Origin of the sequence: Nocardia tenerifensis NBRC 101015 (genome assembly GCF_000308715.1) — a bacterium.
GTDB lineage: Bacteria > Actinomycetota > Actinomycetes > Mycobacteriales > Mycobacteriaceae > Nocardia > Nocardia tenerifensis.
Genome location: NZ_BAGH01000548.1, coordinates 1 through 10,626 on the forward strand (window position 1 = coordinate 1; position 10,626 = coordinate 10,626).

The following is a 10,626-nucleotide window of genomic DNA, read 5'->3' on the forward strand; positions in this document are numbered from 1 at the left end:
GAGCTGTGCGTGCGGTGCGCGCGCGAGGTCCAATTCGTCGGGGCGGCCGAAGATTTCGGGGTCGTGATTGGCCGAGGCCAGACACAGCAGCACCGTCTGTCCGGCGCGGATCGTCTGATCGCCGATGGTCAGATCGGCGGTCGCGAAGCGCGGGCCGGCGAGAACCTGCGGCGAGAGGTAGCGCAGCAATTCGTCCACCGCGGCGTGTTTCTCGGCCGTGGTGCGCAGGATGTGCAGCTGATCCGGGCGGCCGAGCAGCGTCAGCACCGATCCGGCGACCAGATCGACCAGCACCTCATACCAGACGAACAACAGGTAGAACAGCAGCCCGGCGAGTTCGTCCGCCGAGGGTGACCCGGTCTCGTCGTGCGCGGTGACCAATCGGCCGAGCAGGGTGTCGCCACGGGTCGCGCGCGCGTGTTCGGTTGTCGCGCCGATGATCGCGAGCATGGTGGTCAACGTGTCCCTGGCGCGCGGGGGGTCGGCCGAGGGCAGCAGCGTGGATTCGGCCCAGCCGAGCAGACTTTCGCGCTCGGCCTCGCCCAGGCCGAGTAGCTCGCCGAGGACGGCGGCGGGCAGTGGGACTGCCAATCGCGCGACGAGCTCGACCTCGGTGTCCGAATCGAGCTCCCGCAGAAACGAATCCACCAAATCCGGCGCGATCCGCGTCCAGTCGGCCAGTCGCTGCGGGGAGAGCTCGTTCGTGACGATCCGGCGCAGGCGCGCGTGATCGGCGGGCTCGGCGGTGACGAGGGTGTCCAGCGGCCGCGGCAGCGCGAATCCGCGATAGTCCTCGCCGTCGGCCCGGCGGATGTCGACGGGCAGCCGATCGTCCAGCAGCCCCGCGCGCACCTCCGCGTACCTGGTCACCAGCCACGCGGGCGGCCCGTCCGGGGTCCGGACGCGATGTACTCCGCCCTCGTCGCGCAGCCGCCGCAGCGTCGGCCACGGGTCCGCCGCGAATCCGGGGCCGAAAATCTCCGTCACCCGGTCATCCTCCCGCATTGCGGGTCAAGGGTTCTCGACGGATCGAGGCCCGCAGCCGGTGCCCGGCAGACCCGTGCGATCGGCAACTAGTGCCTCGTCCAGAAATTTCGGCACGTTTCTCGACGGTCTGGGACGCCCGCTGGCCGCGTTGTCGTCGTCGCCGATACAACCCCGGTATCGGCTCCTCCTCCGCCTTGCCAGTGGACGCCCCAGACCGCCGATAAACGCACCGACGTTCCTGGACGAGGCACTAGGCGGCTATCGTACGGCGCGGCGGGCGGATAACTCGCGGGCGAGATCGCAGACTGGACGGTCATGGACCAGTTGGTGCTGATGTTCGTCATCCTGTTGGCCGCGATCCTGGCCGAGCCGCTGGCCAAGTGGCTCAATGTGGCCTCGGCGGTGCTGATGACGGTGTTCGGCTGCGTGGTCGCGCTGATTCCATTCGCGCCGCAGATCAATATTCCGCCCCATCTGATCCTGCCGCTCGTGCTGCCGCCCCTGCTCTACGCCGCGGCCCGGCGCACCTCGTGGCGGCAGTTCGCGGAGAACTGGGGGCCGATCGCCTTGCGCGCGGTCGGCCTCGTCATCGCCACCGCCGCGGCGGTGGCCGCGATCTTCCACGCCTGGTACCCGGGGCTGCCGATCGCGGCGGCGGTCGCGTTGGGCGCCATGGTCGCCCCGCCGGATCCGGTGGCGGCGACCGCGGTGGCGGGCAGCCTCGGCCTGCCGCGGCGATTGGTGGTGGTGCTCGGCGGGGAGGGCCTGTTCAACGACGTCACCGCCATCGTGATCTACGGCGTCGCCATCCAGGCCGTGGTGACCGGACGGTTCTCGGCGCCGCACGCGGCAGCGGAGTTCGTGGTCTCGGCGGTGGTCGCGGTGGCCGTCGGACTGTTGCTCGGGTGGGCGGGCAGCAAGCTGACGAGCTATCTCGGCGTGGCGACCTGGCAGGTGGCGCTGAGCCTGCTGCTCCCGTTCGCCGCGTACGGCCTCGCGGAGAACTGGCACGGTTCCGGCGTGCTCGCCGTGCTGGTGTGCGCGCTCTATCTGACCGACGCCGCCACGGAGTTCAGCGACTCCGACTACCGACTGGTCGGTGACTCGTTCTGGGATATCACCGAAATGCTGATCAGCGGCTTCGCTTTCGGACTGATCGGCCTGGAACTCGGCGCGGTGCTCGAGGCCACCGGCGGCCGCTGGCCGACCCTGCTCGGCGGCGCGAGCGCCGTGGTCGCGGTGGTCGTCGCCCTGCGCCTGATCTGGCTCATGACCACCTGGGCGATCGGCCGGTCGTGGTGGCGGCGCGCCGACGCCGACGAGCCCTACACCTGGCGCGAGACGATCGTCACCTGGTGGGCGGGCATGCGCGGCGTCGCGACCGTCGCACTGGCGCTGGCCATTCCGCTGGTCACCGACGACGGCGCCGACTTTCCCGGCCGCACCGAGATCCTGTTCACCGCGTTCGTCGTCGTCCTGTTCACCCTGCTGCTGCAGGGGCCGACGCTACCGCTGGTCGTCCGCCTCACCGGCGTGCACGCGGACACCAAACGGGAGCGCGAACTCGAACGCCAACTGTGGGAGCGCGTCATCAAGGCGGAGCTGGCACAGTTGAAAGCGATTGCGGCCGAGCAGAATATGCCCGACGAACTCTACGAGCGCCTGCGCGACGGTTTCCGCCAGCGCATGGCGCGGGCCGACCCGGAGGCCGCCGACGCGGACGCCCGCTCCGAGGCCGTGCGAAACGCGAAGCAGGCCAAGAAGTTACGCGCGATTCGCGAGGAGGTCGTGGAGGCCGGTCGCCGCGAGGCGCTCAACGCCCGCCGCGAGCCCGGCATGCCGCCGGACCTCGTCGACCGGGTGACCAAACGGCTCGACCTCGGTCGCCGCTGATCCGGCCGGTGCCCGAGAGGGACGGGCGGGCAACGTGATTCAGCTGGCCGCTACGCCGGTGTTGCGGATCGCCTCCAGTACCTCGTTGTAGGTGAGGTCGGAGTTCACGGTGGCGGACTCCGACGGCACGTCGATGTCGACGTAATCGACCCCGTTGACGCCGCGCAACGTGGACTCGATGGCGGAGGCGGACTCGCGGGTGACGTTGTGCAAGGTAATGGTGTACGTGCTCATGCAGGTCGAATAGACCGAATCGACGTGCGTAAACGCCGGCGAACAGTCGAGTTCGATTCACTACGTTTGGTGGTCGTTTCGCCGGGAATAGCCGGGGTGTCATACAACTCGACACAACAGGATTGTCATGATCATCATCATCGGGCTCGTCGTCTTGATCGCGGCAGTGATCGTCGGGGTCGCGGGCGTGGTGGCCAACAACGGCGAAGCCAACTTCCTACCAAGTGATTTCGCCGTCTTCGACTACCACTTCCACGGTTCCAGCGGCCTGCTGTTCGGCTACGGCATCGTCCTCGGCGCCGTCGGCATGCTGGGCCTGGCCCTGCTACTGACCGGCGTCTGGCGCATCTCCCGCCGGAACATGGCGGCACGACGTGAGCTCAGGCAATCCCGCCGCGAAATGGCGGCGGTCCGGCGCGATCTCGCGGACGGCACACCGCCGGCCCGCAAGGAGCCCGCACCGCAGCCGCACCGCGAACCCGTCTGGAGTCGATTCGTGCGCCGCCCGGCCACGGCTCCGGCCGGTGACACACCGCGCGTCGAAAGCACGTCCCGCGTGCAGGCGTCGGCGTCGAAATAATCATCGAGAAAAGGAACTACGACCATGATTATTCTCGGACTTGTCCTCCTCATCGCGGGGTGGCTGCTCGGAATCGGATTGCTCACCACCGCAGGAATCATCATTCTCGTCATCGGCCTGGTGCTCATGATCGCCGGCTCGGTCGGCCGCCCGGTCGGTGGTCGTCGCTGGTATTACTAGGGGCCTGTCATGAGCAGGCTCGAAGACAAACTCGCGCACCAGGTGCAGGCCGCCCGGGGTAACGCGAAGAAGTATCTCGGCAGGGCGGTCGGCAACCGCCGCCTGGAAGCCCAGGGGCGACGAAAACAGGCCAGCGGCAACATGAAACGCGCCGCGGGCAAACTGAGGGACGCGTTCAAGCGCTGACCCGAAGGCCATGGCCGCCGAGGAGCGAACAAGCTCCTCGGCGGCCATTTCGTTTGCCGTCAGACTCCGGTGACGTCCGCGAGCTGCCCGATCCCGTAGGTCACCGCCATGGCCAGCGCCCCGCCGATCACCACGCGCAACACCGCCCGCCCGCGCGCGCTGCCGCCGAGCCCGGCGCTCACCGAGCCGGTGACCGCCAGCGCCACCAGCACCGCGGCGAACGTGACCGGAATCCGAAAGGGCACCGGCGGCAACAGGATCGCGAGCAGCGGCAGCAGCGCGCCGAGGGTGAACGCCACCGCCGAGGAGAACGCCGCCTGCCACGGATTGGTCAGGTCGTTGGGGTTGAGGCCCAGCTCCGCCTCGGCGTGTGCGGTGAACGCGTCGTGTGCGGTGAGCTCCTCGGCCACCTTGCGCGCCGTCGCCGCGGACAGCCCCTTGGCCTCGTAAATGCCCGCCAGCTCGGCCAATTCGAACTCCGGCTCCTCGCGCAGTTCGCGCTGTTCCTTGGCGAGCAGGGCCCGCTCGGAGTCGCGCTGGGTGCTCACCGACACGTACTCGCCGACGGCCATCGAGATCGCGCCCGCGGACAACCCCGCTATACCCGCGGTGAACACGGCGCTCGTCTGGGTCGTCGCGGCGGCGACGCCGACGACCAGGCCCGCGGTCGACACGATGCCGTCGTTGGCGCCGAGCACGCCGGCCCGCAACCAGTTCAGCTTGGACGCCAGCCCCTCGGTGTGGGGCTCGTGCGGGTGCGCGCCCGCGGGTTCGCCGGTCGTCTCCTCCATGCTGCGAAGACTAAGCGAAGTCCGGTCAGGTCGATCGGCACCCCGGCGAGAGAAACGCCCGCAGATAGCCCGCCGACTGCCGGATGTACATCCACGACCAGAAGCGCAGGCCCGACGCGCTCGGGCTCGCCACCATGGTCAGCTCGCCGTCGAAGCACTTCGACACGATGTAGCGGGCCCGGGACACGTGCGGGGTGTAGGTGACGACGATGATGTGCCGCCAGCCGTAGCGCCGGGCCCGCCGCCCGATCTCCTGCGCCTCGCCCTCGGTGGTCCACGGGTCGGGGACGAAACAGCTCACGGTGAAGTCGAATCGGCCCGCGCAGTACCGGTCCATCTCGTGGTCGTCGAGGCCGGTCGAGCGCGAGATCAGCAGCGTGGGCGCGTATCCGCGCCGCGCGAGGTCGAGCCCGACGTCGAAGCGCTCGTAGGCCGTGCCGCCGAGCACCACGATGGCGTCGGCCTTGCGCAGCGGATCGGTCTGCGGATAGACGTACACCGGAAGGCCCGCGAGCCCGATCAGCAGGACCAGGGCGAGCAGGGCTCCGAAGAAGATTCCAGCTCGTCGCAGGCCGGTCACCAGCCCGACGATACCCGCGTCCGGCCGCGCTCACGCATGCGGAAAGACGTACACCTTCTCCGGGGTGATCCGCACGATCAGGCGCTCGGCCGTCGGCTCGGGCGGCGGCGTCGCGCCGTTCATGTATTTGGTGTACATGCGGTGCAGCAGAGTCTTCTCCGGGTCGTCGGTGATCGTCACGCGTCCGCGGACCTCCGCGTATCCGCCGGTGGTCTTGCTGAGCACGAGCAGGCTGACGCGGGGATCGCGCAGCATGTTCCGAGTCTTCAGCCGACCTTTGATCGTGCTGAATATCAGGGTGTCGTCGTCGTGGTCGACGAAGATCACCGAGGACTGCGGGCGTCCGTCGGCGTTCGCGGTGGCCAGGATCGCGGCGTGCGGGCCGTCGATCAAAGTGCGGACGGTTTCGAGTGGCACGGTCATTGTGAGTCTCCTTGTCGCGAGTGAATCCGGATATGGAGACCGCGAATAGAGCGGCGAGGAATCGGGTCGGCCGATTCTTTTCTTCATCGCGCCGCGTCTTATCTGTGCGGCCCGCGATACGCGCGGGCCGCGGACCGGAGAGGACCTCGCGGATGACGGGAGCACCGGACGCCGATTTCGCGCGCCGCACCCAGCCCTATCGGCGGGAACTGCTCGCGCACTGCTACCGGATGCTCGGCTCGGTGCACGACGCGGAAGACCTTGTCCAGGAGACCTATCTGCGCGCCTGGCGTTCTTACGACGGTTTCCAGGGGCGATCGTCGGTGCGCACCTGGCTCTATCAGATCGCGACGAACGTCTGCCTCACCGCGTTGCGGCACCGTGGCCGCCGGGTGCTGCCCTCGGGGCTCGGAGCCCCTGGCGCGGATCCGTACGCGGAGCCGGTTCCGGCCGCGTCTTCGGTTCGGTGGCTGCAACCGATCCCCGACGCGCTGGTGGCGCCGGACCCGGCCGGCGTGGTCGTCGCCCGCGACAGCCTCCGGTTGGCCCTCATCGCCTGCCTCCAGCACCTGAACGGCAGGCAGCGCGCGGTGCTGCTGCTGCGGGACGTGCTCGGCCTGCCCGCCGCCGAGGTGGCGACGATCCTGGACACCAGCGTCGCGGCCGTCAAGAGCACGCTGCAACGGGCGCGGGCACGGCTGGACGAGATCGCCTCGGCCGCAGAGCAAGCCGTCGCGCCGACGGAACCGGCGCAGCGGGCGTTGCTCGACGAATACATGGCGGCCTTCCAGAACTCCGACGCCGCCGCCCTCGAGCGGCTGCTGCACCGCGACGCCGTCATCGAGATGCCGCCCGCCGAGACCTGGTTCGCGGGCAAGCGCACGTGCGCGGCTTTCCTTGCGGCGCAGGCGATCGGCGCGCCGGGAGACTGGTCGATGTACCCAACGAGTGCCAACGGGCAACCCGCCGCGGTCGCGTATCACCGCGAAACCGATGGCGTCTACCGAGCTTTCGGCGTCGCCGTGCTGACCACCACGGCGGACTCGATCGCCCGGATCACGGTCTTCGGCGACCCGGGGCTGGTGGGAATGTTCGGCTTTCCCGCGGTCATCGATCCGGCCGGTGCAGTCGCGGAAGACGTTGCGCTCGAGGAGGGACCCGCCGGTCGATAGACCCCGGTCGCCTTGGTGGGAATATCGGGCACCCACCGCCGTGTTCCTTTCCATGGAATGAAAATTCGATGACGAAGCTACTGAAGCATCAGGTAGCGAGTTGTCAGATGTTGTGACACGGAACGGAGTCTGTCGTGGCCGAGGAGGACCTGGTCGACCTGTTCGACCATCTGGTACGGGTGGAGATCCTGCTGTGGAACGCCGTCGAGCGGCGGCTGCGCGACGACCATGCGATGCCGCTGCCGTGGTTCGAGATGATGCGCGTCGCCGACCGGCCCGGCGGGGCACGGGTGCGCGACATCGCCGAGGCCTTGACCATCACCGAGGGCGGCGCGAGCAAGATCGTCGATCGGGTGCAGGCCGCCGGGCACGCGGAACGCCGCCGCGACCCCACCGACGGCCGCTCGTCGCGAATCACGCTGACGCCCAGCGGCGTTCGCGGGCTGCGCGCCGCGACGGAGTCCGTGCGGGCCGAACTCGCCGAACGGATCGGCGCGGTGCTCGGCGCCGACTCCGTGGACCGGCTCGACGCCACCTTGCGGCTGCTGCGCGCCGCCAACCTGTCCGCCGCGCCGACGGCGGAGCCGACGAAGGAGTAACCGAATGTCCGCTGTACCCGCCACCATGCGAGCCGTAGTGCTCGACGGCCCAGGGCCCGTGGAGGCCTTGCGAATTCGTGAGTTGCCCGTCCCGACGCCGCGGCCAGGGGAGGTGCTCATCCAGGTAAAGGCCTTCGGGCTCAACAGATCCGAGCTGCACACCAGGCTCGGTCTCGCCGAGGGCGTCACCTTCCCGAGAGTGCCCGGTATCGAGGCGACCGGTGTCGTGGCGGCCTGCCCCGCAGGCGAATTCGAGGTCGGCGGTCAGGTCGTCGCGATGATGGGCGGCATGGGCCGCACCTTCGACGGTGGATACGCCGAGTACACCTGCGTGCCCGCGGCGCAGGTCATCTCGTTCAGCAGCGCCCTCGACTGGCCGACGCTCGGCACCGTGCCCGAAATGCTGCAAACCGCTTACGGTTCGCTGACCATCGGTCTCGATGTCCGCCCCGGCCAGTCCATCCTGATCCGGGGCGGCACCTCCTCGGTCGGCGCGGCCGCCGCGATCCTCGCCGCACAGCGTGGTCTCACCGTCTTCTCGACCACGCGGAATCCGGCCAAGGCCGACGCGCTGCGGCGACTCGGCGTCGACCACGTACTGATCGACACCGGCGAGGTCGCCGACCAGGTCCGCCGCCTCCGCCCCGACGGGGTCGACGCCGCCCTCGAACTCGTCGGCACGCCGACCCTGCCGGATACCTTGCGGGCCACCAAGGTTCACGGCGTCGTCTGTTTCACCGGCATGCTCTCCAACGAGTGGATCGTGGAGAACTTCTACCCGCTCGGCTATATCCCGCAGGGTGTCCGCCTCACCGCCTACGGTGGCGACGCGAGCGACCTGCCCGCCGAGGTCCTGCAAGACTTCCTCGACGCGGCCGCCGCCGAGCGCGTCACCATCCCGGTCGATCGGGTCTTCACCCTCGATCAGATCCGCGAAGCCCACGCCTACATGGAATCGGGCCGCGCCACCGGCAAACTCGTCGTCACCCTCGATTCCGCGCCGTAATGGCCGGAACAGGCCCGCGCCGTCGCTCACGCACCCCTCGGGCGTGCATCGACGCGGGCCGGCCGACCGTTCGCATCGACACAGCAGGATGCCAGCCACCGTTCGGCAACCGATAAAAATGGAATAAACGTTCGTTGGCGGCTACTGCGCGCCGGTGCCGTACAGCCGGTCGATGGTCGGCGGTGACAGGCCTGCGCGGGTGAAGATCTCGGCGGCCTCCTGGAACTCCTGCGCGGCGCGCTCCTGACTGCCCCGCGCCGCCAGCGCGGCCGCGTGCAGCGCCATGGCCCGCGCCCGATCGATCGGGTCGGCCGCCGTGGTCAGCAACTGCAGTGCGCAGGCGGACTGGGTCTGTGCGTCGACCATATTGCCCGCGTGCAGGTGGATCTGCGCCAGCCGCGTGCGCGCCCAGCCCTCCCACAGCCGCACCCCGTTGCGCCGCGCCGCGCGCACCGCCTCGGTGCCGAGTTCGATCGCGCGCGGGTGCTCGCCGCGCATCGACAGCGTGGCGGCCAGTTCGTGCGTCGCCCAGCCGAGCGCCACCGGGTTCGACGCCTCCTTCGCCAGCGCGATGGCCCGCTGTGCCATCGCCAAAGCCTCGTCGTATTGCCCTGCCTCGCAGTACGTTCGGGTGACGAGGGCCAGGCACCAGGCCTCCATCGACCGGTCGCCCAGCGTGCGGGTCAGCCGGGTGGCGTACTCGAAGTGCCGGTGCGAGGCGTTCGCGTCGCCGAGCCGCCGCGCCGCGACCCCGAGCAGCACCGACGCGAGCACCGACAGCCTGCGGTCGACCTCGTTGCCCGGCGGGCCCGAGACCGCGTGCAGGTGCGGCAGACTCGCCTCCACCTCGCCGAGCCCGACCTGCAGCAGCGCGCCGAGCGCGGTCCTGATGCGCCGCTCGGCGGCCAGGTTGTCCTCGGCGATCGCGGTGTCCAGCAACGACTCCAGCGCGCGGGACAGCTCGCGGGCGGCGGTGCCCGCGTCCATCAGCTCGGCCATCACCCACGCCAGATCCGCCGCCACGTCGAGCGCGCGCCCGCCCACCCGCGCCGCCTGCTGATGCAGCGCGATGACGACCGGACGCTCGATGTCGTTCCACGCCTGCCCTTCCGAGCCGCTCCCGAACGCCCGCCCCGGCACGACGGTCGGCACGACCAGCCGCGTCGTGTTGCTGTAGTCGATCGCGCTGAGCAAATTCTTCGCGCTGGCCAGGTGGTAGTCGAGAACCCGTGCGAGCACGTCGGATTCGTCCTCGTCGGCGACGCTGCGCGCGAAAAGCCGCAGCAGGTCGTGGAATCGGTAGCGGCCGGGCGTGGCGGTCTCCAACAGGCTCAGATCGACCAGGGACTCGCACACCTCCTCGGCCTCGGGCTGGGAGATGCCCAGGATCGCCGCGATGGCGTCGATGGACAGGTCGGGCACGTCCGCCAGGGCCAGCGTGCGAAAGGCCTTTGCCTGTGCAGCGCTCAGCTGACCGTAGCCGAGCCGGAACACTGCCTCGATCGCCAGCTCGCCCGTCTTCAGCACGCTCAGCCTGCTCTTCTCGTCGGCGAGCCGGGCGGCGAACGACGCGATCGTCCACCGCGGCCGCACCGCGAGCCGGGCGCCGACGATGCGCACCGCCAGCGGTAAGAGGCCGCAGTGCGCGACCACCTCCCGCGCCGACTCCGGTTCGGCGGCAACGCGATCCGCGCCGAGAATGCGCACGAGCAGCGCCATGGCCTCGGCCGTCTCCAGCACGTCGAGCCGGGTGCGGGTCACCGCGGGGAGCTCGGTCAGCGCGGACCGGCTGGTGATCAGCACCGCGGACCCGGCGAGCAGCGGCGCGACCTGTGCGTAGTCGCGAGCGTTGTCCAGCACCATGAGAATTCGCTTGCCGGACAATCGCGTTCGCAGCTCCGCCGCGCGCTCGTCGACCGTGGACGGTATATCGCCCTCGGCGACGCCGAGCGCGCGCAGGAAGCCGCCCAGCGCCGCGCCCGGGGGAGTGGGCTC

Annotated in this window: 13 protein-coding genes; 7 read left to right on the top strand and 6 right to left on the bottom strand. The window is 69.7% G+C overall.

Annotation, left to right across the window (positions count from 1 at the left end; all coding sequences use genetic code 11):
• The coding region (locus ON39_RS36040) for a cytochrome P450 (protein ID WP_040740872.1) at positions 1-987 on the bottom strand (987 nt) is incomplete at its 3' end.
• 315 nt (positions 988-1,302) lie between these two features.
• Here ON39_RS36040 and ON39_RS36045 point away from each other — a divergent pair.
• A complete protein-coding gene (locus ON39_RS36045; protein ID WP_040740865.1) occupies positions 1,303-2,880 on the top strand; it encodes a Na+/H+ antiporter in 1,578 nt (525 codons plus the stop codon).
• Between the two features lie 39 nt (positions 2,881-2,919).
• On the opposite strand, the gene ON39_RS36050 is transcribed toward ON39_RS36045, so the two are convergent.
• Entirely contained in the window at positions 2,920-3,114 is a 195-nt protein-coding gene (locus ON39_RS36050) for a heavy-metal-associated domain-containing protein (protein ID WP_040740867.1), read from the bottom strand.
• A gap of 127 nt (positions 3,115-3,241) precedes the next feature.
• Between ON39_RS36050 and ON39_RS46370 the strand changes: the two genes are divergently transcribed.
• From ON39_RS46370 to ON39_RS47785, 3 genes are read left to right on the top strand one after another with little or no spacing between them, the layout of a single operon-like run.
• Complete coding sequence (locus ON39_RS46370; RefSeq protein WP_051187536.1) at positions 3,242-3,694, top strand: PepSY domain-containing protein; 453 nt, start codon at positions 3,242-3,244, stop codon at positions 3,692-3,694.
• 24 nt (positions 3,695-3,718) lie between these two features.
• Complete coding sequence (locus ON39_RS49780) at positions 3,719-3,874, top strand: DUF6131 family protein (protein ID WP_085998325.1); 156 nt, start codon at positions 3,719-3,721, stop codon at positions 3,872-3,874.
• A 9-nt stretch (positions 3,875-3,883) separates the two neighbouring features.
• On the top strand, positions 3,884-4,060 hold the full coding sequence (locus ON39_RS47785) for a CsbD family protein (protein ID WP_083894895.1): 177 nt from the start codon (positions 3,884-3,886) through the stop codon (positions 4,058-4,060).
• Positions 4,061-4,119: 59 nt separating this feature from the next.
• Here ON39_RS47785 and ON39_RS36060 read toward each other — a convergent pair whose 3' ends face one another.
• The 3 genes from ON39_RS36060 to ON39_RS36070 are packed head-to-tail and all read right to left on the bottom strand — an operon-like array spanning position 4,120 to position 5,854.
• Complete coding sequence (locus tag ON39_RS36060; RefSeq protein ID WP_040740868.1) at positions 4,120-4,851, bottom strand: VIT1/CCC1 transporter family protein; 732 nt, start codon at positions 4,849-4,851, stop codon at positions 4,120-4,122.
• Between the two features lie 25 nt (positions 4,852-4,876).
• Positions 4,877-5,431, bottom strand: coding sequence for a YdcF family protein (locus ON39_RS36065; RefSeq protein WP_083894896.1), 555 nt, complete (start codon positions 5,429-5,431; stop codon positions 4,877-4,879).
• A 30-nt stretch (positions 5,432-5,461) separates the two neighbouring features.
• On the bottom strand, positions 5,462-5,854 hold the full coding sequence (locus ON39_RS36070; RefSeq protein ID WP_040740869.1) for a PPOX class F420-dependent oxidoreductase: 393 nt from the start codon (positions 5,852-5,854) through the stop codon (positions 5,462-5,464).
• A gap of 152 nt (positions 5,855-6,006) precedes the next feature.
• Here ON39_RS36070 and ON39_RS36075 point away from each other — a divergent pair, with 152 nt between their 5' ends.
• The 3 genes from ON39_RS36075 to ON39_RS36085 all read left to right on the top strand — a co-directional run bounded on the left by ON39_RS36075 (position 6,007) and on the right by ON39_RS36085 (position 8,631).
• On the top strand, positions 6,007-7,026 hold the full coding sequence (locus tag ON39_RS36075) for a sigma-70 family RNA polymerase sigma factor (protein WP_051187538.1): 1,020 nt from the start codon (positions 6,007-6,009) through the stop codon (positions 7,024-7,026).
• A gap of 134 nt (positions 7,027-7,160) precedes the next feature.
• Positions 7,161-7,625: a MarR family winged helix-turn-helix transcriptional regulator gene (locus ON39_RS36080; protein ID WP_040740870.1), complete on the top strand. Its 465-nt coding sequence runs from the start codon at positions 7,161-7,163 to the stop codon at positions 7,623-7,625.
• A gap of 4 nt (positions 7,626-7,629) precedes the next feature.
• Positions 7,630-8,631 carry a zinc-binding alcohol dehydrogenase family protein gene (locus tag ON39_RS36085; protein ID WP_083894897.1) on the top strand — a complete coding sequence of 334 codons (1,002 nt, stop codon included), beginning with the start codon at positions 7,630-7,632 and terminating at the stop codon, positions 8,629-8,631.
• 141 nt (positions 8,632-8,772) lie between these two features.
• On the opposite strand, the gene ON39_RS36090 is transcribed toward ON39_RS36085, so the two are convergent.
• Positions 8,773-10,626: tetratricopeptide repeat protein (locus ON39_RS36090; RefSeq protein WP_157195578.1), on the bottom strand; the 1,854-nt coding region annotated here is incomplete at its 5' end.

Bases quoted from the DNA above. Each gene is read 5' to 3' on its own strand.
- ON39_RS36045 (WP_040740865.1), top strand. From the start codon at position 1,303: ATGGACCAGTTGGTGCTGATGTTCGTCATCCTGTTGGCCGCGATCCTG.
- ON39_RS36050 (WP_040740867.1), bottom strand. From the start codon at position 3,114: ATGAGCACGTACACCATTACCTTGCACAACGTCACCCGCGAGTCCGCC.
- ON39_RS46370 (WP_051187536.1), top strand. From the start codon at position 3,242: ATGATCATCATCATCGGGCTCGTCGTCTTGATCGCGGCAGTGATCGTC.
- ON39_RS49780 (WP_085998325.1), top strand. From the start codon at position 3,719: ATGATTATTCTCGGACTTGTCCTCCTCATCGCGGGGTGGCTGCTCGGA.
- ON39_RS47785 (WP_083894895.1), top strand. From the start codon at position 3,884: ATGAGCAGGCTCGAAGACAAACTCGCGCACCAGGTGCAGGCCGCCCGG.
- ON39_RS36060 (WP_040740868.1), bottom strand. From the start codon at position 4,851: ATGGAGGAGACGACCGGCGAACCCGCGGGCGCGCACCCGCACGAGCCC.
- ON39_RS36070 (WP_040740869.1), bottom strand. From the start codon at position 5,854: ATGACCGTGCCACTCGAAACCGTCCGCACTTTGATCGACGGCCCGCAC.
- ON39_RS36075 (WP_051187538.1), top strand. From the start codon at position 6,007: ATGACGGGAGCACCGGACGCCGATTTCGCGCGCCGCACCCAGCCCTAT.
- ON39_RS36085 (WP_083894897.1), top strand. From the start codon at position 7,630: ATGTCCGCTGTACCCGCCACCATGCGAGCCGTAGTGCTCGACGGCCCA.